This is a genomic window from Clostridium sp. CX1 (assembly GCF_025398335.1).
GTDB classification, from domain to species: domain Bacteria; phylum Bacillota; class Clostridia; order Clostridiales; family Clostridiaceae; genus Clostridium_AM; species Clostridium_AM tanneri.
Map to the genome: position 1 here is coordinate 121,812 of NZ_JAODOO010000002.1, position 22,602 is coordinate 144,413.

Sequence of the window (22,602 nt, forward strand, 5' to 3'; positions counted from 1 at the left end):
TACTAGGAGGAGATTATATCATGGATTTAAGAGAAAAATTATTATTTGACAACCCAACTACAAGACTGCCAGTTTGCTTGGTACTAGATACAAGCGGTTCAATGTATGGAACACCTATAGCAGAGTTAAATGAAGGTATACACTTATTTTTCAAAGATGTATTAGAAGACGATGTTGCTAGATATTCAGCTGAAATAGCTATCGTTACCTTTGGAAGAGGTGGGGTACATAAGATAGTTGATTTTGACAGCATTGAAAATCAATCAATACCTGTTTTAGAAGCAGATGGGCTAACACCAATGGGAGAAGCTGTTAACGCAGGATTAGATCTGCTGGAACAGAGAAAGAAAGAGTACAGCAATGCAGGAGTTGAATACTTTCAACCTTGGTTGGTTATTATGACAGATGGAATTCCAACAGATGATATTGAAGATGCAGCAAATAGAACTAGCGACCTTGTAAAAAATAAAAAATTAACTATATTCCCAGTAGGGATAGGTGATAATTTTGATCCTACAGTACTTGCTAGATTTTCACCATTATTTGCACCACAGAAATTAAGAGGGTATGAATTTAAAAAGTTCTTTAAATGGTTAAGTAAGAGTGTAAGTAGAACTTCAACTTCCATGCCAGGAGAAAAAATAACGTTACCTCAGAGAGACTGGAATGAAGTAAGCTTATAAGAGAAGGAGAAACTATGGAAAAGCTAGAAATTGGACGTTGGAAAGTTGCTGGGGCATCAGTAGAAGGACTGTCCCATGAAAAGGATAGCACACCCTGCCAGGATAAAGTTGCTATGGCTGTTGATAACAGAACCGCTGTAATAGCTCTAGCTGATGGAGCTGGCTCTTGTAAGTTATCTCACTATGGAGCTGAAATAGTTGTAAATAAAGTAAAAACTATGTTTATAGATAGCTTTGACAGGGTTTATAATATGGATGCAAAAAGTGCAGCAAGATATATTATAAGTAATATTGTAAGCGAACTTAGGGAAAAACTTAAAGAGTTTGAGGGAGCAGTATTGAAAGACTTTTCTTCAACAATGTTATTTGTGGCTGTAAAGGACGATAGGTTCATTGCAGGTCATGTTGGAGATGGAGTCATTGGATATATTTCAAAGGATCAAGCTAAAGTTCTTTCGGAGCCAGAAAACGGCGAATTTTCAAATTCTACTTTTTTTGTCACCATGGATAACTCAGAAAGATATCTGAGGCTATCTAGAGGAACTATTGGAAATGCCAGTGGATTTCTTTTAATGTCTGATGGAACTGGAAGCAGCTTTTATGATAAAAAAACTAGAACCTTAGCACCAGCCTCCAATGCAGTTTTAGGTTGGTTAGATGAAAACTCAGCACTTGATGTGAATAAAGCTATCGAAAAAAATTTAAGAGAACTTATTAGAATGAAAACTAATGATGACTGCAGCATGGCAATCATGGTATTATGTAAGAAGAACTTGGATGAGTTCAGAGATAGGGATATTGAGTTTAAAAAAGACTTTTTAGAGCTAAGTGATGACAGGGCAGTAGAAAACTGCATTAAAGTCTACGAAGCAGTAAAAAAAAATAGGATAATTAAGAAAACTACCTTAAGAAGGGTGGCAAAAAGTATAAGGTTATCTAAAAAGATTGTATTTAGACATGTTAAAAGAATGGTCAATATAGGCATACTATAAGTAAAGTACTAGAGATGAGGTGTTAATAATTGCATATAGTTTGTTCTATTGGTTCATGGGTTAACTCAATAGAAGATGTAGATAAATTAGTAGAAGCAGGTATGACTGTACCTAGATTTAACTTTTCACATATTGATTATGAAAAGTCAGAGAAGCTTATAAGTGAAATAAAGAAAAAATATCCCGAGATGCCTATTTTTCAAGACTTACAGGGAAACAAGTTAAGGGTTTCGAAGCTATTTAGAAATCAAATTAAAGTAAATGAAGGTGATATTGTATATTTCTGCACTGAAGAACTATACAAAAAATATCAGAGAACAGATAAGTATACACTTATACCTGTAGCTTATGAAGGTGAATTTAAAGATCTGCAAAAGGCAAGAACTATCTATATGAAAGATGCTACAATGGAATTTACCGTCCTTGGTAGAAATGAAAATGCTATTAAAGTACAGGTAAAAAAAGGTGGCATGGTCAGAGGAGAAAAGGGGATAAATGCTCCTGGCATGGATAGAAGTAAGCTTGGATTAACAGAAAAGGATAAGAATGATATAAAGTGGGGACTAGACCGGGGGATAGATATTATATGCCTATCTTATGTAACTAGTGATGACAGTATTAAAGAATTGAAAAGCTTTATTAAAGATTATCAAAAATACAATAAAGATATAAAGATGCCTATAATTTGGGCCAAAATTGAGTGTAGAGATGCTATAGAAAATTTTGATAAAATAGTAAAGGTAAGCGATGGCATTATGATAGGCAGGGGAGATCTGTTAGCAGAGTTGGAACTCCATGAAATTCCTTTAGCTCAAGATAAAATTGTTACAAAGATGAAAAAGAGTGTAAAGGAGCTAATTATTGCTACCTATGTATTAGATTCCTTAAAAAAAGGCAGTATGCCAACTATAAATGAAGTTAACGATATATATAATTTCATGAAAAATAAGGTTAATGGTTTTATGTTATCCGGTGAGGTAACTATTTCTAGAACCCCTATTGAAAATATCAAGCTTTTAAAGGATTTAGTTACAAGATTTGAGAATTAAATAGTCTTTGAAGATATTATTTTTTATCAGCTTACTTTTTAAAATTTAGACTATAAATTGCAATTAAGGAGTGGTAGTTATTAATTACTCTGAATTATTTAATAAATATAGAATACTAGTAGATACTTCCAGTTTTCTCTGTACTGGAGCAGAAGAGTTTTTTATTCATAAAGCTGAAAGGGAATTAAAGAATAGTAATAAAAAATTTATCATACAGTACAAAGTAGCGGAAGAAATAAATTTGTTAACTGATAGTGAAGATGAAAAGGCAAGAGAAAGAGCTAAGAAAGCGGTTAAGCTTGTTAATTATATGTATTTTCAGGGGGGAACTTTAGAGCACTACGGAACAGAAGAAGATTCCTATACAGATACGCAATTTTTAAAGATATTTACACAGTTTGGTAAGAACGCAGATTTAGCTCTTATAACTCAGGATAGATCATTAGCTAAGTCTATTCTAGGGATTAAAAATCAAAATGATATCACATCTACAAAAGATATAGCAGCTTTCAGAGTTTCCGATGATGGAAACCTAGTTAATTGGGAAGAATTGATAAAAGAAAAAAAAGTAAGAACTGTTAGTACAAGATGCTTCAACTGCCATAAATGGTTTAAGGAAAATAAGTGGTTTATAGATAAATTATACGACAACGGAAAAAAAGTATACTGTACTGAATGCAAAAAATTATTTATACCTGTAAGGTAGATTTTTAATAAAAAGGGGTATCTCCAAAGGAGATGTCCCCTTTTTGTTAATGAAGTTAAGACTAAGAATCAGCCTTTGGTAACTCTTTTACAAATTGGAAAAATTCTTCATAATTCCCCTTGTAATCTGTAATTATAGCGTCTTCTGTTCTATGTAACATGTTATCTGTTATTAGATAAGTCTTCATTCCAAGATTTTTGGCTACAAGGTCTTCTTGCACGTCATTTCCAACCATAAGACATTCTACAGGAGATTTCTCTATATCTTTTAGTATTTCCTCGTAGTACTTTAATTGAGGTTTGCAATAGTGATTGGTTTCAAAGGTACTTATATATGAAAATTCTTCTGGGTCAAAACCAGCCCAGCGTATTCTATGATAAATTGCTTTCGCTGGAAACATAGGGTTTGTGGCTACAACTATTTTATAACCTTTTTCCTTCAGTATTTTAACACTTTCTTTAATACTTTCAATGTTGTGAACTGCTTCCCTTACATTCAAGAACCTTGTATCATAAAATTCATCAAAACGATTCTTTAGAACAGATATATCGGCTTCCAATCTTTTCCCAAAGTCCTCCATAAAAACTTCTTCATTGGTTCTAAATTCAGTATTTTTAACCATAGCCTTTGTGGATTCCCAAATATTCTTTGCAAACTTTTCAGGTTCCATTATATCGGAAAAAGTATCTGTTAGTTCTCTAAAATATAGTTTTTCAAATAAAATCATATCCATAGAAAGTAGTGTTCCATCAAGATCAAATAAAATAGTATTCATAGTTGTCCTCCTTCATGGCTTATATCAAAATTTAAAGTAAGGGAGTAAGTATATTTAGAAAATCTCCCCAACATATTAAATAATTTTAACATAATAATAATAGTATTACTACAAAAGGTATAGGTTTTATTATTATAACTAAAGGTGTTGAAGTGTTTTGAATGATTCGTGAAAGTATTTGATTTAATTTGAATGAAATTGATTGAAATTTTGTTTTTTATCTATTATAATGTTTACATAAGTTATTTAAGAAGGTGATTATAGTTGTTAACAGAAGAAAGACATAATTTGATACTTGAGCTTCTCAAAGAAAAAGGCGTAGTAAAGATAAATGAACTTGTGGAAGCAACAAACACTTCAGAGTCCACCATAAGACGAGACTTAACCATATTAGAAAGTACAAACAGCATTAAGAGAATACATGGGGGAGCTACATTAACTAAGGGAAGACTCATCGAACAAACTTACCTTGAAAAGGAAGTTCAGAGCGTAGATGAAAAAAGATTAATCGGTAAATATGCTGCATCACTTGTAAAAGATGGTGATTGCATCTACCTAGATGCAGGAACATCTACCTTCGAAATGATTCAATTTATTGATAGAAAAAATATAATAGTAGTTACCAACGGACTTAAACATATAAATGCTCTTGTTGAACGAAAGATTAACTCTTATATTTTAGGTGGAAAAGTTAAAGAAACTACAAAAGCAGTTGTAGGCATAGATGCTTTGAAAAGTTTAGAAAAATTTAGGTTTGATAAGTCTTTTCTAGGAATCAATGGAGTTCACTTAGAGCAAGGCTTTACTACACCAGATTCAGAGGAAGCTATACTCAAAGAAAGTGCTATTAAGCAATCAAGACAAGCTTTTATTTTGGCAGATGACAGTAAATTTGGGGAGGTAAGTTTTGTTAAAGTAGCGGATTTGGAAAAAGCTATGATTATTACAAACTCTCGGATAGAAGATTATGAAAATTATAGTAAAAAAACTAAACTAAAGGTTGTGGTAGAACAATGATATACACAGTAACATTTAATCCATCTATAGATTATGTCATTGATGTTGAAGAATTTGAAAAAGGAAAAGTAAATAGAGTTACAAAAGAATATAAGTATGCTGGCGGAAAGGGAATAAATGTATCTAGGGTTTTAAAGAATCTAGATATTCAAAGCAGAGCACTTGGATTTATTGGAGGCTTTACAGGTAGGTTTATAGTTGACTCTTTAAAAAGTCAAGGTGTTGAAACAGACTTTATAGAAGTTAGTGGTGACACAAGGATAAATGTAAAGCTTAAATCAAAGGAAGAAACAGAAATAAATGGTGCTGGTCCAGAGATAGATGAAGAAGCTCTAAACAGGTTATTCAAGAAAATTGATAAATTAAGTTCTAAAGATTTTTTAGTATTAGCGGGAAATGTGCAAAAGTCATTGCCAATGGATATTTATTCAATAATTCAGCAAAAATGTTCGCATAAGGCAGTAAAGGTTGTAGTTGATACTACAGGAGAAGCTTTAATAGCTACATTAAAGTTTAACCCTTTTTTAATTAAGCCTAACAATCATGAACTGGAAGAAATATTTAATGTAAAAATAAACAGTAAAGAGGAACTAATACACTATGGTAATGAGCTTAAAGAAAAGGGAGCAGAAAATGTAGTTATTTCTATGGCCAGTGAAGGTGCATTATTAATATGTAATGAAGGTGTTTTTCATGCATCTGCTCCAAAGGGAATTGTAAAAAATTCAGTAGGTGCTGGGGACTCTTTAATTGCCGGGTTTATTGCAAGTTATTCTGAAAAATCAAGTTTAGTTGAAGCACTTAAATTTGGTGCTGCAACAGGAAGTGCCACAGCATTTTCAATGGATTTATGTAAAATGGAAGATGTAAAGAAACTGCTCACAGAAATAACCATAACTAAGTTATAGCACGCTGTGATTGTATAGATATAATATAGAAAACAATTTTATATCATCAGCTAAATCAGGCATACCTATGTTGTATAAGAATAATTAAGACTACCTTAGTTTAAATAATAAAGATTATGTAAAGGTGTACAAAGGTAAATTAACCATAAAAATTTAAAAATAAAACAATGCGGAGGTAAAAATGAAAATTACAGAGCTTTTAAAAAGAGATACTATTATTTTAGACTTAAATTCTAAATCTAAAGCAGAAGTAATTGATGAATTAGTAAATAAACTAGATACAGCTGGAAGATTGAGTAATAAGGAAGAATATAAAAAAGCTATATGGAAAAGAGAAAATGAGTTCTCAACGGGAATAGGTGATGGAATAGCTATTCCCCATGCTAAAACTACAGCAGTAAAGGTTCCATCTATAGCCTTTGGCCGTTCTAAGGAAGGTATAGATTATGATTCTCTAGATGGTACTAATGCTCATATATTCTTTATGATAGCTGCAAGTGAAGGGGCACATAATGAACATTTAGAAACCTTATCAAGACTATCAAGCTTACTTATGAATGAAAGCTTTAAAGAGGGACTTGTTAATGCAAAATCAAAGGATGAGATATTAAATCTAATTGATAATCAAGAAAAAGTTTATTTACAAGCTGAAAGCAATAAATCATTGTCAACAGAGAAGAAAACTGAAGAAAAAAAGTTAATCCTTGCTGTTACTGCATGCCCTACTGGTATAGCCCATACTTACATGGCAGCAGATTCTCTTAAAAATAAGGCAAGAGAAATGGGAGTAGATATTAAGGTTGAAACTAATGGTTCTACTGGAGTAAAGAATAGATTAACTGAAGATGAAATTAGTAGAGCAGCAGCAATAATAGTAGCTGCAGATAAACAAGTTGAGATGGCTAGGTTTGAAGGTAAAAAAGTAATTCAAGTTCCTGTAGCACATGGAATTAAAAAGGCTGAAGAACTTATAAATAGAGGATTACAGGGAGATGAACCAGTATATCATCATAGTGGAAATAGAGAAACTCCAGCAGGAGACAAAAGTGAAAAAATAGGTTTTTATAAGCATCTCATGAGTGGTGTGTCAAATATGCTTCCTTTCGTTGTAGGTGGAGGTATATTAATTGCAATATCCTTCATGTTCGGTATTCATGCTAATGATCCAAAGGATCCATCCTTTAATCCTATAGCAAAACTCCTAATGGATATAGGTGGAGGTAATGCTTTTGCCTTAATGGTGCCGGTGCTTGCTGGATTTATCGGAAGCAGCATAGCAGATAGACCTGGTTTTGCTCCAGCAATGGTAGGTGGTTTAATTGCAGCAAACAATGGTGCCGGTTTCTTAGGTGGATTAATTGCTGGTTTTCTTGGAGGTTACTCTGTACTATTAGTTAAGAAGGTATTCTCCGGGCTTCCAGAATCTCTTGAGGGTATAAAGCCAGTTCTTATATATCCTCTACTTGGTATATTCATAACTGGTGCAGTTATGCTGCTATTTATAGTAAACCCTGTTAAAGCCATTAACACAGCAATGCAAACATGGTTAGGATCAATGGGAACAACTAATAGGGTTATTTTAGGTTTAATTCTTGGTGGTATGATGGCTGTTGATATGGGTGGTCCAATAAATAAAGCTGCCTTTACCTTTGGTATTGCAATGATTGATGCAGGAAACTACTATCCTCATGCTGCTATAATGGCAGCAGGTATGGTGCCTTCAATAGGAATTGCTATTGCAACAACTATATTCAAAAATAGATTTACTAAGGAAGAAAGAGATGCAGGTAAAACTAACTATATAATGGGCGCTAGCTTCATAACAGAAGGAGCTATACCTTTTGCAGCTGCAGATCCAGGAAGGGTCATACCTTCAGTAATTGTTGGATCAGCAATATCTGGAGCATTAACTATGATGTTTAATATAGGACTACCTGCTCCTCACGGTGGTATATTTGTAATACCAATAGTAAAGGGAAATCCATTGCTTTATATTTTAGCTATCCTAATAGGAGCATTTATTACAGCCTTTATGTTAGGGTTTTTAAAAAAACCACTGGAAAATAATGAATAGAAGTTATTACAAATAACTTGTCAAAGAAAAACAACAGAATAAAAAAGCAAAGGTATAATTTACTTACCTTTGCTTTTTCATTATAGTAATAACATAAACCTTATCAATTGTTCTTACCTTGCAATCTTTTCCTCAGAATTACTGGAATAGTCAGCTTCCTCTTTACTTTTAACTATTGAGGTTATAATACTAATCGTTAGAATAGAGAATATTGTAATCAAGGATGCTACTATAGATATTTCAATGTGGAAGAATAAAATTGCTAGTTTTATTCCAGTAAATATTAATATGCTGGCAACACCATATTTCACATAAGCAAACTTATTATGAAGCTTTTCTAAAAGAAAGTATAGGTTTCTAAGCCCTAATATAGCAAACATATTAGAGGTATATACTATGAAAGGGTCAGTAGTTATAGAAAATATAGCTGGTATAGAATCTATAGCAAAAATAATATCGGAACCTTCTACAAGCAGTAGTATAGCAAACAATGGTGTAGCGTATAGAATTCCATTTTTTCTTGTGAAAAATTTTTCCCCTTCAAGAGTGTCAGAAACAGGTATAATCCTATTAAGAACTTTTATTATTTTACTGTCTTTAAAGCTATCCGCATTTTCTTCATTTCGGAACATTCTAATTCCGCTAAATATAAGAAGCAAACCAAAAATGTAAAGAATCCAGTGAAATTTGTTAACAATAGTTACTCCTAATACTATGAATATAAGTCTTAAAATAATAGCTCCAATGATTCCATAAGTAAGAACTCTTTTCTGATATTCTTCCTTTATCCCAAAACTTTGGAATATTAAAAGAAACAAAAATAAGTTATCTAAACTTAGACTTTGCTCAATTACGTATCCACCAAGAAAAGCTAAAGCTTTTTCCGTACCCATGAAAAAGTAAATTCCAATGTTAAATAGCACTGCTAATCCAACCCAAAAACCTAAATGTAGTAGTGATTTCTTCGTTGACATAAAATTGCCTCCCTTATAAAAAATTTATGTTAACCTAGGACAAAATAAAAGGCTTTTAACATAATTCATATTGGGCTATGAACTATGTCAAAAGTCTTATAACCTGAAACAGGCTTACAAAGCCAGATTTATAACACTAAATCGAATTGTTGACTTTGTAATTTAAATTACTCCCTTTTAACAGAGGATTATTAAAGTTCTAAATTAATAATAGCTTAACTAATAAGGTTATGTCAAGTAAAAAATAATATATATAATAATTATAAATATTGTGATAAGTGGTCAATGATACTACATTGCCCCGGTGCGGTTTATATAGAAATACCATATTCTATAAATGAATAAATAAATTTTACAAGATAAAAATAATTAGGTAGAATTATAGTGAAAAAAAGAGAGGGGTTAGACTAGATGATAAATTTTAATTACAACATTCCTACAAGGGTTTTTTTTGGAAAGGATCAGATTAAGGTATTAGCAAAGGAAATAAAAAAATATGGTTCCAAAGTACTGTTAACCTACGGAGGTGGAAGTATAAAACGAACTGGTATATATGATACTGTAATACAAATTTTAAAGGATAATAATATTTCCTACTGGGAACTTGGAGGTATAGAACCTAATCCAAGGATAACCAGTGTAAAAGAAGGTGTTAAGATATGCCGGGAAAATGATATAGACTTTATACTTGCAGTTGGTGGAGGAAGTACCATAGACTGTTCAAAGGTTATTGGTGCAGCCTTTTATTATGAAGGTGATCCATGGGATTTAGTTTCAGGTAAAAGTAGAATAGAAAATGTTTTGCCAGTAGGAACTATTTTAACTCTTTCAGCAACTGGTTCTGAAATGGATGCTGGTGCTGTTATTAGTAATTTAGAAACAAAGGAAAAACTAGGTTGTGGTCATCCTGGAATGTTTCCTAAGTTTTCCATACTAGATCCTACATATACCTTTACCGTACCAGCAAACCAGACAGCAGCAGGCACTGCTGACATAATGAGTCATATATTTGAAGTATATTTTAATAAGACAGAAGGGGCTTATCTTCAAAACAGAATGGCAGAAGCACTACTTAAAACCTGTATAAAGTATGGGCCTATTGCTTATAAAGAGCCAGAAAACTATGAAGCAAGAGCCAATATAATGTGGGCATCTAGCCTTGCAATAAATGGATTGTTAACCTATGGAAAGGAGACAAATTGGAGTGTTCATGGAATGGAGCATGAATTAAGTGCATTTTATGATATAACCCATGGAGTAGGTTTGGCTATTTTAACTCCAAGTTGGATGAAACACGTTCTAGATGACAGTACAGTTAATTACTTTGTAGACTATGGAGTTAATGTTTGGGACCTAGATAAAGATGGAGATAAATTTGAAATAGCCAATGCTGCCATAGATAAAACAAGAGAATTCTTTACTTCATTAGGAATACCATCAACTTTAACAGAGGTTGGAATTAACCGTGAAAACCTAGAAATTATGGCAAAGGCTGCTGTTAGAAGGGGATCTCTAGGTAATTTTAAGCCTCTTAAAGCAGAGGATGTTCTATCTATATTTGAAGCTTCCTTATAAAAATTCTACTAGTGATATTTACAATTTAATACAAAAGAAAATTCCTGTCTAAATTTATATTGAGACAGGAATTTTCTTTTGTATTAATACCTTAACTATACATAAACTAAGGATAATTTAAATAAGGGAAGGTGAGATTATGAGGATCAGATTAGGTTACGTAGCAATCGCTTTAAATCTTCCAAAGGTCACTTCATCCAGCTCAGTGACCTATACCAATTATAACAAATTAGGTTCTGATGAAAAAAGGTTAAATAAACTTAAGCAAGTAACGTTATCTAATTTAGATGATTTGTATAAAATTCTTAAATATAATGTAGAGAATAATATTCACTTCTATAGAATAACTTCTGCACTAGTACCCTTAGCTACCCATCCTGAAGTTGATAACTGGGATTATAGAAAGATTTTTAATGTAGACTTTAAAAGAATAGGTCAGTTAATAAAAGATGAGAAAATGAGGGTAGATACTCACCCAGATGAATTTAATGTTATAAATAGTATAAGGGAAGAAGTAGTAGAAAGTACAAGACGAAATTTATGGTTTCACGCAAATCTATTTGAGGACATAGGTTATCCAAAGGGAAAAATGGTGCTACACATAGGTAGTAGCCAAGGTGGAAAGGAAAAGGCCATAAATAGATTTATTAATAACTTTTCTCAGTTTCCTAAGGAAATAACCAGTAAATTGATATTAGAAAATGATGATAAGACCTTTACCACCAAAGAAGTTTTACAGATATGTAAGGAGGTAAAAACCCCTATGGTTTTAGATGTTCACCATCATATCTGCAATAATAATGGCGAGGAATTAGAACCAATGCTTAAGGATATCTTCCATACTTGGATAGATCAAGCATTGCCTCCCAAAATTCACTTTTCCAGTCCAAGGGAAGGAAAAACTGACAGGAAACATTCTGATTTCATAAACCCACAGGATTTTGTAGAATTTATAGAAAGCTGTAGGCCTTTAAAAATTGATTTTGACGTAATGCTAGAATGTAAAAAGAAAGATATAGCCCTATATAAACTAGTTGATGATATAAAGGAATTAAGAAGTGGCTGGAATTGGATTGATGAAACTACTATAGAACTATAGATTTTTATAAATATTTAACCCAGTATTCATATTGTACTGGGTTAAATATTTATAAAACATACTGAGTTAAAGTGTATTTTATTGTAAAACTTTTAAAAATTAAGGAATACTACAAGAAAATTTAGCATAAAGATTAACTTAAAGCAGTTAATATATTGATATACTCCCATTACAAAGTATAATATAAATGGAAGAAGATATATTCCATGCATATAATGGAACACTTTTCCCAGAAGTATATAAGTTGGAGGAAATAACTAATGAAAAATAGCAAATCTATTGTTAGTATTTATAAGAAGCACATATCTATAATTATAACTCTAATTATTACTGTAATTATATCAATTTTTACGCTTCTATTCATAAACCTACATAGTAATTATGAGAATATTAACCTAATTAACATACTAGGTAAACAGAGAATGCTAACACAAATTATTGTAAAGGAGGTAAATCGAGTATATGAATTAAACTCAGCAGCAGAAAAATATAGAGATAACGAAAAAGAAATATCATCTATAAAAATTAAACTAGAAAAAACTCTTAATAATTTGGAAAAGTATAGGAATGAATATAGAGAGAGGTACGAAACAATAGGCCATGGATACGTCACTTTCAATGACAAAAGGATACGCTTTGAAAATGTGCTTCAGGATCTTCAGCCTACTCTATCAGAACATGAAAAAGTGTGGCCTCAGTTTGATAATGCAGTTAATATTGTTTTAAAAGAGAAAGGTAATACCAATTTACTATATGAAGGAGTAAAATATATAAATGAGAATAATGAAACTCTTTTAAAATACAGTAATGATATAACTAATATAGTTTCTAAATATACCCATCACAGAAATTTAGTTAGACTTTACTTAACAATTTTACTATCCATTATTACACTTGTTTTCTTAAGTATATTTTTTAATAATGCATATAAAAATTTATTTATACCTATAACTCAGCTGTATAAAGGTATGGAAGAGGTAGGAATAACAGATTTAGACATCTCTGCTGTAAAAATGAACAATGCGGAATTTGCCCCTGTTTTCTCTGAGGTAAAAAGAGTATTTAACAAGTTTAACAGCATTATTTTACTGATAGAAAACCTAGGTAGAAATATTCCTTTCAAAGATATTTTAAATTATATTTTTGACTCTTTCATTGAATATATACCCTATACATATATAGGAATAGCACTTATAAAAGATGATGGAAAGTCCATACAAGCATCCTACGGTGTATCTGGCAAGAACCATGAAAATTTGCCTAAGAGATTACTTGGCTTTAAGACAAGCATTGAAAGAACAAGTCTAGGAAAAATTATAGAATACGGTAAAGAAAGAATTATAAATGATCTAGAGATGTATGTAAGTAATAGTGAGGTTACAGAGTATAATCGTATTCTATTAGAAGAGGGAATAAGGTCATCTATAACACTACCATTAAAAAATGATAAAGAGGTAGTAGGGATAATATTTTTTTCCAGCAATATAAAAAATGTTTATAAAAAAGAACATGTGAAATTTTTAAAGACATTAGCTAATAGCATAATGCTTAGTTTAGAAGAGGATATAATTATTGACGATATGATTATTAGTTCAACATTGGCTCTTGCAACATTGACGGAAGAAAGAGATTCGGATACCGGAGATCATTTAAATAGAATGAAAAGTTATTCTCGTATAATTGCTCAACTACTATCTAAAGACAAAAAATATGCAGAAATTATAGGTATGCAGTATATAGACAATATAGAAAGATTTAGTCCTCTTCATGATATTGGAAAGGTAGCAATTAAAGATGATATTCTTCTAAAACCATCAAAACTTACTGAGGATGAATTTGAAACAATGAAAACTCATACCATATATGGCGGAAAAGTTTTAAGGAGGGCAGAGGAAAACCTAAAAAAGAGTGGAAGAAACATTTTTAAAATAGGTATTGAAATTGCAGAAGGACATCATGAAAAATGGGATGGATCAGGATATCCCTATGGTAGAAGAGGAGAAGATATACCTCTCAGCGCTAGAATTGTAGCAATTGCAGATGTTTTTGATGCATTGACCAGTAATAGGCCTTATAAGAAAGCCTTCACTTTTGAAGAGTCTACTAAAATTATTTACGAAGGTTCTGGAAAGCATTTTGATCCATATATAATTAATGTGTTTCTTAATAATATTGACGTAATAAGATCTGAATATAATAAATATTTTGCCTTAACTAAACAATAATGCATAATTGACGATCTTTTCTTAGAATATTTCTATTAAAAAAATATTAATAATAATATACACAAAAATATGTTATACTGTAATTGCAGTGATATCCTTGACTTTGAGAGAAAATGGAGATGATTTATATGCAGATGTGTTCTATTTGTAATAAAAATATTGCAACTATATATACAGCAAAAATGGAAAATGGAAAAACTGAGATGATACCTGTATGTATGGACTGCGCAAAAAAAATGGGAATTCCCATAGTAGATCAGTTGATGAAACAAGCAGGAATGACTCCAGAAGATATTGAAAATTTATCTGAACAAATGAATAGTATGCTTCAAGATATAGATTTAAACGACACAGATAATAAGCCCTTTGCTAACTTCTTTAATGGTATATTCCCACCATCTAAAGACATGAATAATAAAGATCCTAAAGCTTACAATAGAGAAGCCTCCTCAAAGGATGAAAAAGATCCCGGTGTAAAAACAAAAGGGGGCTTTTTTAAGAAAAAGAGAAAAAATCTAGATTTATATGGAATAAACTTAACGGAAAAGGCAAAATCAAATAAAGTGGATAAAGTTGTTGGAAGACATAGAGAAATTGATAGAGTAATTCAAATTTTAAATAGAAGAACTAAGAATAATCCTATCTTAATTGGAGAGCCAGGTGTTGGAAAGACTGCAATTGCAGAAGGTTTAGCTGTAAGAATTGCTGATAAAGAAGTTCCAGCTAAATTATTTGATGCAGAAGTTTATCTTTTAGATCTAACCGCTATTGTAGCTGGCACTCAATTTAGAGGCCAATTCGAAGGCCGTATGAAAGCTATTATAGAAGAAGCTAAAGATAATGGAAATATTATTTTAGTAATTGATGAGGTTCATAATATAATTGGAGCAGGAGAAGCTCAAGGTGGTGCTATGAACGCTGCTAATATACTAAAGCCTGCTCTTGCAAGAGGAGAAATACAGGTAATTGGTGCAACTACCTTAGAGGAGTATAGAAAGCATATAGAAAAAGACTCAGCCCTTGAAAGAAGATTCCAGCCAGTTATTGTTGAAGAGCCAACTATAGATGAGTCTATAGAAATTTTAAAAGGTATTAAAAATTACTACGAAGAATATCATCAAGTTAAAATATCTGATGAGGTTATAGAAACAGCTGTGAAATTATCAGCAAGATATATAACGGATAGATTTCTACCAGATAAAGCAATAGATGTCATTGACGAAGCTAGTTCAAGGGCAAATTTAAAAAACCAAGGATTAGTAGAGTTACGAGCATTAGAAGAAGAATTAAAAGAAGTTCAAGATAAAATTATAGATGCTGCAAGTGATAATGACTATGAAAAAGCTGCTGAGTACAAGGTGAATGAATGCAGACTTGAGAGCAAAATCAAAGAAATTAAGGAGAACTGTTCAAATATTCGGTTAAGTATTGAAGATATTGCCTTTGTTATTGAATCTTGGACTAAAATTCCAGTTCAAAAAATCACAGAAGAAGAAGCTGAAAAATTATTGAATTTAGAGGAAAGTCTTCATCAAAGAGTTATAGGTCAACATGAAGCTGTTGTAAGCATATCTAGGGCAATTAGACGTAATAGATTAGGATTTAGAAAAAACAAAAAACCTTCATCCTTCATCTTTGTTGGTCCTACTGGTGTAGGAAAAACCGAACTTGCTAAGGCTCTAGCCACTGAGCTTTTCGGCAGTGAAGAAGCACTGATTAGGCTAGATATGTCTGAGTATATGGAAAAGCATACAGTATCTAAATTGATAGGGGCTCCTCCAGGATATGTTGGATATGACCAGGGAGGTCAGCTGACTGAAAAAATAAGAAGAAAACCTTACTCTGTAATCTTATTAGATGAAATTGAGAAAGCCCATCCTGATGTATTTAATATGCTTCTTCAAATCCTTGAAGACGGAAGGCTAACAGATAGTCAGGGAAGAACTGTTCATTTTGATAATTCAGTAATAATTATGACCTCCAATGCTGGAACTAACTTTAAATCTAATGGAATTGGGTTTACTCATAGTGATTATAATGCTTTAGAAAATCGTGTAAAAGAAGCATTAAAGGAGACCTTTAGACCGGAGTTTTTAAATAGAGTAGATGACATTATTATATTTACAGAACTTTCAAAGGAAGAGCTTCACAAGATCATTGACTTAATGTTAAAAGAGGTAGCAAGTGAAGTAAAAGAAAAAAATATAACCTTAGATATATCTGAGAATGTGAAAGATTATATATTAAAGGTTGGATATAACGATAAATATGGAGCAAGACCTTTGAGAAGAGCTATTCAAAAGAATATAGAAGATGAAATTGCGGAACAATATTTACAGAAGAAATTTAAAGAAGGTTCTTATATAAAAGTTAAACTAGAAGATGATAAAATTGTTCTAGAATAAAAAGGCAAAACTCATACCTAGTTAAAGCAGCTATGTATGAGTTTTGTTTTTAATTAATTATTTATAATTCCTGTTAAAATGGTGGTGTAAAGATGGAAAACAAAAAGGTTCCAATTTCAGATCCGTATATTCTTCTAAGTTGGATAAATATGAAACTAAGAGATGAATTCGATAGTTTTTCTACCCTGTGTGAAGACTATCAATTAATTGAAGAGGAGATACTTAATATGCTTAAACTCATTGGGTACAAATATAATGAAAAGACTAATCAGTTTTTTTTAGAATAAATACAAGAACTATCGGGGGATAAAAGATGAGTGATTTAATAAAAACTAATCTAAAAGAATTCAATTTGAGGACTGCAGAAGAAAAGGACGTTCCTTTAATTCTAGAATTTATAAAAGAACTAGCTAACTACGAAAACCTATTACATGAAGTTGTTGCAACGGAGGACATATTAAAAGAGTCTCTATTTCAGCAAAGAGCAGCAGAAGTTATTATAGGAGAATATAGGGGAAAGCCAGTAAGCTTTGCATTATTCTTTCATAACTTCTCCACTTTTTTAGGACGCCCTGGAATATATCTTGAGGATTTATATGTTAAACCTGAATTTCGTGGCAAAGGCTTTGGTAAGATAATGCTTTCATTTTTAGCTAAGTTAGCACTGGAAAGAAACTGCGGAAGATTAGAGTGGTGGTGTCTCGACTGGAATATATCATCAATAGAATTTTATAAAGAAATGGGTGCTGGACCTATGGACGAATGGACTGTTTATAGAGTATGTGATGATGAACTGCATAGTTTAGCTAATAAATATGATAAGTAGAGGAGTTAAGAAATGAATGAATTTAAGATAGGGGTCATATCAGATACTCATGGATTGTTAAGAACTAAAGTATTAGAGCTTTTTCAAAGTTCAAATCTAATTATTCATGCTGGAGATATAGGGTCTATTGATATTATAAACTCTCTGGAGAAAATAGCACCAGTAGTTGCTGTAAAAGGAAACTGCGATAAAGACTCTAGCTTAAATAAATATCATAAAACTGAGGTTGTTGAACTAGGAGGTAAATTAATATATGTACTACATAATGCAAGGGAGTTAGATTTAGATGTTAAAACTTCAGGTTTTCATATAGTTATTAGCGGACACTCACATAAACCTGAAAATTATTTTCTTAATGATATTTTATATTTAAATCCAGGAAGTGCAGGTCCTAGAAGATTCAATTTACCAATTAGTGCTGCTGCAATTTATATAGATGGCTCATCTGTAAGAGCAGAATTATTTGATATATTTGATATTGAGAAATAAATAATCTCTAAAAATACTAAAGTAATTGCCTAGATATGCTTCAATTGTTAAGGCATCCAGGGATAATAGGAAGGAAAGTGTAGGTTTAATATGAATTTAGTTATAAAAAAGTTCGATGATTTAAATACAAAGGAATTATATGAAATAATTAGAGAAAGGATAAATGTTTTTGTTGTTGAGCAAAATTGTCCTTATGAAGAATGTGATAAGAAAGACTTAAAATCCTTTCACTTATTTTTAGAAGAAAAGGATACTATAGTGGCATATTTAAGAATAATACCTAAAGGAGTTTCCTATGACGAAGTTTCTATAGGTAGAGTATTAGTGTCTAAAGAGCACCGTAACAAAGGCTTAGCAAAATATTTGTTAAATGAAGCAATTAAATTTATTAAGAAAGAACTTAAAGAATCAGAAATTAGAATTTCAGCTCAAGAATATATTATGAAGTTTTACGAGGATTTAGGGTTTGTAAAAGTATCACAGATCTATTTGGAGGACAATATTCCCCACGTGGAAATGGTTTATGGAAAACAGTCATAACAATTTATTTTAGGTTATGCCATTAATGGTAACATGGTAAGTCTATTCTGTTAATGAAGCTATAACAAAATAGACTTACTAGAAAGAAAAACTATCCGAAAAACTCAGGCTCCTCTTTAAAGTCAGATCTAATTGCCTTTTGCAAAATCGTTACACTGATTTTCTCTTTGTCTGTAAGTAATTGACAAGGGAAGGTCTCTCCACACTGTGCACACTCTAAAAATTCCTTTGAATCAGTTTGTTCTCTATTATCGAATAGGAATGGAAGAGCCTCACCTTCTTCACTCCATTGTTCAGTAAGCTCTGTATTTATATTATAAGTATAAACATAAGTAGCCTGTCGTTTCATTTTAAAGTAATTCCCATTGCAGTTAGGACATGACAAGGATTTGGATGAATTCAATTTACAACTTCCTTTCTATATGTTTTCTAATTACTAGTCTTTGTATTTTTTTTGTTTCTATGCCAAAAGGGTGTAATACTTTATTCAAAAAGCATAATAATATTATCTATAGCACCTGTTAAAGTTTTTATAATCAACTAGTTAAAATCTGTATTATATATGGAGAAATGCTCATATAAGTAAAGAAACAGCATCTTTTAAAGGGGATGGAGTTTACTTAAACATAGGTAGTAGTAATATTATTAAACTCTGAAATGGGTGGAGGAGGTATATATGAATTATGATTATAATGAATGGTGTGAAGCAAGAAAAAAGGGAATGCTAAAATACCTACTAGACTCTAAGCACATTATGTTATCTTCAGTAATTATTACAATATTTATAATGGTTGAGTTTATAGCTAAAAAAAATCTATGTAAGACTAGAGAACTTATTTTTCATTTTATATTTTTATTTGCAATTTTCACATGTACTCAAGTAGTATCGCAAATTTATAAGTGGAAGTTTATGAAGTGTTTGTATGAAAGAACTATTAAAGCGAAAAGAGTACTGCTAAATTATTTTAAAATAATGATTGGAATTTTAGATTTATGGCTGCCTGTTGGAGTGCTGAGCTCTTTATATTTTATTCATATTAAATTAGAAACAATAAGACATATATTAACTTTCATCACTAGTGTATTTAGTATGTCAATTTTATGGATATTGCTAGGTGTAGTAATTGATATATTTTTTATTGTTAAGAATAGTAGTAATGAAGAAATTGTTAAAGAACACTTTATAATAATGATTAGCTGCAAATTGTGATAACAAACCTCATTTGATATATATTATCATTTACAAAGTTATAGTTTTATGCTACTATAATTATAGGCTGTCTGGCGCTAAATATTATCGCAGTATAATATTTTAGGAGGAATAAAATGGCGAGACCAATGGGACCTAGATTTAAAGTAGCAAGACATCTAGGTGTAAATGTATTTAATCATCCAAAAGCTTTGAAAAGGGGAGTTAAACCTCACAAAAAGCTTTCTGAGTATGGGGAACAACTATTAGAAAAGCAAAAATTGAAGGCTTATTATGGAGTCTTGGAGAAACAATTCAAAAGATATATATATGAAGCTTTAAAATCCAAAAAAAGTTCAGATGAGGTTTTAATTCAAAGCTTAGAAAGAAGATTAGATAATCTTGTATATAGACTAGGTTTTGCTTCTACTTTAAGACAAGCAAGACAAATGGTAGTTCATAATCATGTTTTAGTAGATGGTGAAAAAGTAAACATACCTTCCTTTAGAGTAAGTATAGGGAGCACTATAAGTTTAAGAGAAAAATCAAGAAAAAATCAATTGTTTACAGATAATTTTACTATCATAGAAAATGTTTTAGGATATTTGGAAAAGGATAAAAACAGTTTTTCTGGAAAACTTGTTAGAATGCCTCAAAAGGATGAAATTCCTGTAGAAGTTAAGTTTTCTAAGATACTAGAATTTTATTCTAAATAATTTGATTATAATAAGATGGCTTTCCGGCCATCTTTTTTCATATATAACCAGATCTATTCATATATATATTCTTTATGTAAATAATATATATGAATAGATTAATTGCCTACATAAAGGATTCTAAGAAAGAGGAAGGAGTATATTATGGAAAGAGAAAAAAAGTATAATGATAATAGTAAATTGGTAAATGGAGAGGATAACAAAACGGACGAAAGAGCTGCCGTTGATTTAGAAGGAGAGGATTTTTACATATCAACTCCCATAGTAAGTAATTACTATTATAGGTATAGACCCCAAAGGTAGCCTGTAACAAATGCTGTAGCTTAATAAATAACCTCTATGAAATAAAAACACTGCCCTAGATTTAATGAGGTCTAAAGGAACTCTTAAATCTAGGGCATTTTAATAAGTATATAAGTCACCCTTAAATAGTTATTTTTAAAAAGTGTATTTTTTTTGCACCCCAGGTTCTAGTATAAGGTATGTTTAAAGCTTCGAAGGAGTGATGAGATATTAAAGGCACTTTATTTGAAAATCCTGTAACTATAGCAGAGTGGAATATCTTACCGTTGTTGTCCTCAAAAAACATTAAATCACCTAATTCTAATTCTCCTATACTAGACACTTCTCTTCCTTTAGGCCCTTGCAATCCTGATTGTTCGTTGATCTTTAAAGTCCAATATAGCGAATGTGCCACTGCCCAGGATATGGACCAGGTATCGTCTTTTACGTTATTATTACTATTTGATCTATACCACCATGGACTCCTGGAAGTAAAATTCATGGGAGCTCCTCCAGCCCTAAGACATTGTGATACAAAGTTAGCACAGTCACCGCTTGTGTCATTTATTAAAGGAAAGTATCTATATGCTGGATTAGGCTTAAGGGCATAGGTGACAGCATAGTTAACGGCAGCTGTTCTTGAATAATTACTTTGCCTAAATATATACATAATTCTCTCCGTAAAATTATTTACTATCATATTCTATGTTGGAAATGTAAAGAAAGTGTATAATATTTATAAGTTTATTGTAAGATTTTACAACATACTAAAAGGCACATAGTTATACTACGTACCTGATAAAAGATTACAGTTTCTTAGTTTTAGTTTTTATTTTAGTCTCCCTATTAGGATTAGATGAATCTTCAGAATTAATATAGTTTGGTAGTAAAGGTTTATCACCAGTTAGCCCATCAGTTAATCCAGCGGAAGTAGTATTGCCTAAAGACTCTGTAATTGATGGAGAAGATAAAATCATATCGTCTTTTGAAGTTTTTCGTCCCTGTGGCATATAAGAAACCTGGTTCGTTGTACTATATAAATTTTATATTTGTTATCCTTTGGTTTATAGAACAACTAAATCAGGAAATCGCCTCCTTTCTAATACTATTTTGCTCATATATATGATTTTTTATCATATTCTCTGTAATAACAGTGCTATAGAAATTAATTGGATATTATGTTATAACTAAGTAAAAGGTTATCTTTTATTATATGTTTTATTTTATGAGGGGGATAAAAATGAAGAACTTAGTTGAAAATCTTATTAAAAATTATGTAAGAAGCTACTCTTTGGACAATAGGTTAGAGATACAGTGGGAGGAACCTTTAGTTAGCTTTGCAGATGCAAAAGATAGCATGTTCTTTGAATTAAAAAAAGTTATAGGGGAGAATCACAAACTGCCAGAGGATTTCCTGCAGAATGGAAAAACCGTTATCACTTATTTCATTCCTTTTAATAAAGACATTGTCCTTAGTAATATAAAGGGGAGAGAAAGTTCAGAATTTTGGGCTAAGGCATATGTTGAAACCAACAAGTTAATTTTGAGTCTAAATGAATACATTAAGGAAGAGCTAGAAGGAAAAGGGTATGATACTATTGGCGTACCTTTATCCATAAATTTCGATTATGATAAATTAATTAATGATTGGTCTCATAGGCATGCTGCCTATATTTCTGGATTGGGAACCTTTGGAGTAAATAATATGCTTATTACTAATAAAGGATGCTGTGGTAGGTTTGGAACTATAATAACTAGTTTAGAAGTTGAAAAGACAGAAAGGAAGGAAAAGGAGTCTTGTTTATATAAATATAACGGCAGCTGCGGTGGCTGTGTTAAAAGATGTGTAAATGAGGCATTAAAGCTAGATAGCTTTGATAGGCATAAATGCTTTGAAATGTGTTTATATAACGATAAGCTTTATAATAGATTAGGTCCAGCGGATGTATGCGGCAAATGCATGGTAGGAGTTCCCTGTTCTTTTACCAATCCTACTAAGTGTTTATAGGATGTTATCTACAATGTCTAGTGATAGACAATCGTTTTAGGAATATGTGTTTAGAAGTATATATATCTGT

24 protein-coding genes are annotated in these 22,602 nt (G+C 31.4%); 19 read left to right on the forward strand and 5 right to left on the reverse strand.

Going from position 1 to position 22,602, the window contains the following annotated elements:
• Positions 1–20: 20 nt before the first annotated feature.
• The 4 genes from N4T77_RS02375 to N4T77_RS02390 all read left to right on the forward strand — a co-directional run bounded on the left by N4T77_RS02375 (position 21) and on the right by N4T77_RS02390 (position 3,430).
• Positions 21–683 carry a VWA domain-containing protein gene (locus tag N4T77_RS02375; protein ID WP_261670128.1) on the forward strand — a complete coding sequence of 221 codons (663 nt, stop codon included), beginning with the start codon at positions 21–23 and terminating at the stop codon, positions 681–683.
• A 14-nt stretch (positions 684–697) separates the two neighbouring features.
• The gene (locus tag N4T77_RS02380) at positions 698–1,675 is read left to right on the forward strand and encodes a PP2C family serine/threonine-protein phosphatase (RefSeq protein WP_261670129.1); all 978 of its coding nucleotides are present in this window, start codon (positions 698–700) and stop codon (positions 1,673–1,675) included.
• A 29-nt stretch (positions 1,676–1,704) separates the two neighbouring features.
• The gene (locus N4T77_RS02385; protein WP_261670130.1) at positions 1,705–2,724 is read left to right on the forward strand and encodes a pyruvate kinase; all 1,020 of its coding nucleotides are present in this window, start codon (positions 1,705–1,707) and stop codon (positions 2,722–2,724) included.
• A gap of 70 nt (positions 2,725–2,794) precedes the next feature.
• Positions 2,795–3,430, forward strand: coding sequence for a hypothetical protein (locus N4T77_RS02390; protein WP_261670131.1), 636 nt, complete (start codon positions 2,795–2,797; stop codon positions 3,428–3,430).
• 61 nt (positions 3,431–3,491) lie between these two features.
• Here N4T77_RS02390 and N4T77_RS02395 read toward each other — a convergent pair whose 3' ends face one another.
• On the reverse strand, positions 3,492–4,205 hold the full coding sequence (locus N4T77_RS02395) for an HAD family hydrolase (protein ID WP_261670132.1): 714 nt from the start codon (positions 4,203–4,205) through the stop codon (positions 3,492–3,494).
• A gap of 264 nt (positions 4,206–4,469) precedes the next feature.
• Here N4T77_RS02395 and N4T77_RS02400 point away from each other — a divergent pair, with 264 nt between their 5' ends.
• The 3 genes from N4T77_RS02400 (at position 4,470) to N4T77_RS02410 (ending at position 8,204) form a co-directional block, all read left to right on the forward strand.
• Positions 4,470–5,222, forward strand: coding sequence for a DeoR/GlpR family DNA-binding transcription regulator (locus tag N4T77_RS02400; protein ID WP_261670133.1), 753 nt, complete (start codon positions 4,470–4,472; stop codon positions 5,220–5,222).
• A complete protein-coding gene (gene pfkB / locus N4T77_RS02405) occupies positions 5,219–6,130 on the forward strand; it encodes a 1-phosphofructokinase (protein WP_261670134.1) in 912 nt (303 codons plus the stop codon). Before N4T77_RS02400 ends, pfkB begins: the two co-directional genes overlap by 4 nt.
• Positions 6,131–6,311: 181 nt before the next feature.
• Positions 6,312–8,204: a PTS fructose transporter subunit IIABC gene (locus N4T77_RS02410; protein ID WP_261670135.1), complete on the forward strand. Its 1,893-nt coding sequence runs from the start codon at positions 6,312–6,314 to the stop codon at positions 8,202–8,204.
• Positions 8,205–8,317: 113 nt separating this feature from the next.
• On the opposite strand, the gene N4T77_RS02415 is transcribed toward N4T77_RS02410, so the two are convergent.
• Complete coding sequence (locus N4T77_RS02415; RefSeq protein ID WP_261670136.1) at positions 8,318–9,178, reverse strand: TerC/Alx family metal homeostasis membrane protein; 861 nt, start codon at positions 9,176–9,178, stop codon at positions 8,318–8,320.
• A 411-nt stretch (positions 9,179–9,589) separates the two neighbouring features.
• Here N4T77_RS02415 and N4T77_RS02420 point away from each other — a divergent pair, with 411 nt between their 5' ends.
• The 8 genes from N4T77_RS02420 (at position 9,590) to N4T77_RS02455 (ending at position 18,337) form a co-directional block, all read left to right on the forward strand.
• Positions 9,590–10,753, forward strand: coding sequence for an iron-containing alcohol dehydrogenase (locus N4T77_RS02420; protein WP_261670137.1), 1,164 nt, complete (start codon positions 9,590–9,592; stop codon positions 10,751–10,753).
• Between the two features lie 139 nt (positions 10,754–10,892).
• A complete protein-coding gene (gene uvsE, locus N4T77_RS02425; RefSeq protein ID WP_261670139.1) occupies positions 10,893–11,852 on the forward strand; it encodes a UV DNA damage repair endonuclease UvsE in 960 nt (319 codons plus the stop codon).
• A 260-nt stretch (positions 11,853–12,112) separates the two neighbouring features.
• Positions 12,113–14,077 (forward strand): HD-GYP domain-containing protein, encoded by a 1,965-nt coding sequence (locus N4T77_RS02430; RefSeq protein ID WP_261670140.1) that lies wholly within the window; start codon positions 12,113–12,115, stop codon positions 14,075–14,077.
• A gap of 128 nt (positions 14,078–14,205) precedes the next feature.
• Positions 14,206–16,482 carry an ATP-dependent Clp protease ATP-binding subunit gene (locus N4T77_RS02435; protein ID WP_261670141.1) on the forward strand — a complete coding sequence of 759 codons (2,277 nt, stop codon included), beginning with the start codon at positions 14,206–14,208 and terminating at the stop codon, positions 16,480–16,482.
• A gap of 92 nt (positions 16,483–16,574) precedes the next feature.
• Positions 16,575–16,769: a DUF4250 domain-containing protein gene (locus N4T77_RS02440; protein WP_261670142.1), complete on the forward strand. Its 195-nt coding sequence runs from the start codon at positions 16,575–16,577 to the stop codon at positions 16,767–16,769.
• A gap of 26 nt (positions 16,770–16,795) precedes the next feature.
• Positions 16,796–17,308 carry a GNAT family N-acetyltransferase gene (locus N4T77_RS02445; protein ID WP_261670144.1) on the forward strand — a complete coding sequence of 171 codons (513 nt, stop codon included), beginning with the start codon at positions 16,796–16,798 and terminating at the stop codon, positions 17,306–17,308.
• Positions 17,309–17,320: 12 nt separating this feature from the next.
• Positions 17,321–17,797, forward strand: a complete 477-nt coding sequence (locus N4T77_RS02450; protein ID WP_261670145.1) for a metallophosphoesterase — start codon at positions 17,321–17,323, stop codon at positions 17,795–17,797.
• Positions 17,798–17,887: 90 nt separating this feature from the next.
• Complete coding sequence (locus tag N4T77_RS02455; protein ID WP_261670146.1) at positions 17,888–18,337, forward strand: GNAT family N-acetyltransferase; 450 nt, start codon at positions 17,888–17,890, stop codon at positions 18,335–18,337.
• A gap of 91 nt (positions 18,338–18,428) precedes the next feature.
• On the opposite strand, the gene N4T77_RS02460 is transcribed toward N4T77_RS02455, so the two are convergent.
• Entirely contained in the window at positions 18,429–18,740 is a 312-nt protein-coding gene (locus N4T77_RS02460) for a hypothetical protein (RefSeq protein ID WP_261670147.1), read from the reverse strand.
• A gap of 273 nt (positions 18,741–19,013) precedes the next feature.
• Here N4T77_RS02460 and N4T77_RS02465 point away from each other — a divergent pair, with 273 nt between their 5' ends.
• The 3 genes from N4T77_RS02465 to N4T77_RS02475 all read left to right on the forward strand — a co-directional run bounded on the left by N4T77_RS02465 (position 19,014) and on the right by N4T77_RS02475 (position 20,545).
• Complete coding sequence (locus N4T77_RS02465) at positions 19,014–19,547, forward strand: hypothetical protein (protein WP_261670148.1); 534 nt, start codon at positions 19,014–19,016, stop codon at positions 19,545–19,547.
• 116 nt (positions 19,548–19,663) lie between these two features.
• Positions 19,664–20,242 carry a 30S ribosomal protein S4 gene (gene rpsD, locus N4T77_RS02470; protein WP_261670149.1) on the forward strand — a complete coding sequence of 193 codons (579 nt, stop codon included), beginning with the start codon at positions 19,664–19,666 and terminating at the stop codon, positions 20,240–20,242.
• A 144-nt stretch (positions 20,243–20,386) separates the two neighbouring features.
• Positions 20,387–20,545 (forward strand): hypothetical protein, encoded by a 159-nt coding sequence (locus N4T77_RS02475; protein WP_261670150.1) that lies wholly within the window; start codon positions 20,387–20,389, stop codon positions 20,543–20,545.
• Positions 20,546–20,666: 121 nt separating this feature from the next.
• Here the strand turns inward: N4T77_RS02475 and N4T77_RS02480 are convergent, their stop codons facing one another.
• Both N4T77_RS02480 and N4T77_RS02485 read right to left on the reverse strand, forming a co-directional pair.
• Complete coding sequence (locus N4T77_RS02480) at positions 20,667–21,194, reverse strand: amidase domain-containing protein (RefSeq protein WP_261670151.1); 528 nt, start codon at positions 21,192–21,194, stop codon at positions 20,667–20,669.
• A gap of 136 nt (positions 21,195–21,330) precedes the next feature.
• Entirely contained in the window at positions 21,331–21,534 is a 204-nt protein-coding gene (locus N4T77_RS02485; RefSeq protein ID WP_261670152.1) for a hypothetical protein, read from the reverse strand.
• 230 nt (positions 21,535–21,764) lie between these two features.
• Here N4T77_RS02485 and N4T77_RS02490 point away from each other — a divergent pair, with 230 nt between their 5' ends.
• Positions 21,765–22,532 (forward strand): epoxyqueuosine reductase, encoded by a 768-nt coding sequence (locus N4T77_RS02490; protein ID WP_261670153.1) that lies wholly within the window; start codon positions 21,765–21,767, stop codon positions 22,530–22,532.
• Positions 22,533–22,602 lie beyond the last annotated feature (70 nt).

Coding starts and splice junctions, on each gene's coding strand:
- N4T77_RS02375 (WP_261670128.1), top strand. CDS start 21: ATGGATTTAAGAGAAAAATTATTATTTGACAACCCAACTACAAGACTG.
- N4T77_RS02380 (WP_261670129.1), top strand. CDS start 698: ATGGAAAAGCTAGAAATTGGACGTTGGAAAGTTGCTGGGGCATCAGTA.
- N4T77_RS02395 (WP_261670132.1), bottom strand. CDS start 4,205: ATGAATACTATTTTATTTGATCTTGATGGAACACTACTTTCTATGGAT.
- pfkB (WP_261670134.1), top strand. CDS start 5,219: ATGATATACACAGTAACATTTAATCCATCTATAGATTATGTCATTGAT.
- N4T77_RS02410 (WP_261670135.1), top strand. CDS start 6,312: ATGAAAATTACAGAGCTTTTAAAAAGAGATACTATTATTTTAGACTTA.
- N4T77_RS02415 (WP_261670136.1), bottom strand. CDS start 9,178: ATGTCAACGAAGAAATCACTACTACATTTAGGTTTTTGGGTTGGATTA.
- N4T77_RS02420 (WP_261670137.1), top strand. CDS start 9,590: ATGATAAATTTTAATTACAACATTCCTACAAGGGTTTTTTTTGGAAAG.
- uvsE (WP_261670139.1), top strand. CDS start 10,893: ATGAGGATCAGATTAGGTTACGTAGCAATCGCTTTAAATCTTCCAAAG.
- N4T77_RS02430 (WP_261670140.1), top strand. CDS start 12,113: ATGAAAAATAGCAAATCTATTGTTAGTATTTATAAGAAGCACATATCT.
- N4T77_RS02435 (WP_261670141.1), top strand. CDS start 14,206: ATGCAGATGTGTTCTATTTGTAATAAAAATATTGCAACTATATATACA.
- N4T77_RS02440 (WP_261670142.1), top strand. CDS start 16,575: ATGGAAAACAAAAAGGTTCCAATTTCAGATCCGTATATTCTTCTAAGT.
- N4T77_RS02445 (WP_261670144.1), top strand. CDS start 16,796: ATGAGTGATTTAATAAAAACTAATCTAAAAGAATTCAATTTGAGGACT.
- N4T77_RS02450 (WP_261670145.1), top strand. CDS start 17,321: ATGAATGAATTTAAGATAGGGGTCATATCAGATACTCATGGATTGTTA.
- N4T77_RS02455 (WP_261670146.1), top strand. CDS start 17,888: ATGAATTTAGTTATAAAAAAGTTCGATGATTTAAATACAAAGGAATTA.
- N4T77_RS02465 (WP_261670148.1), top strand. CDS start 19,014: ATGAATTATGATTATAATGAATGGTGTGAAGCAAGAAAAAAGGGAATG.
- rpsD (WP_261670149.1), top strand. CDS start 19,664: ATGGCGAGACCAATGGGACCTAGATTTAAAGTAGCAAGACATCTAGGT.
- N4T77_RS02475 (WP_261670150.1), top strand. CDS start 20,387: ATGGAAAGAGAAAAAAAGTATAATGATAATAGTAAATTGGTAAATGGA.
- N4T77_RS02480 (WP_261670151.1), bottom strand. CDS start 21,194: ATGTATATATTTAGGCAAAGTAATTATTCAAGAACAGCTGCCGTTAAC.
- N4T77_RS02485 (WP_261670152.1), bottom strand. CDS start 21,534: ATGCCACAGGGACGAAAAACTTCAAAAGACGATATGATTTTATCTTCT.
- N4T77_RS02490 (WP_261670153.1), top strand. CDS start 21,765: ATGAAGAACTTAGTTGAAAATCTTATTAAAAATTATGTAAGAAGCTAC.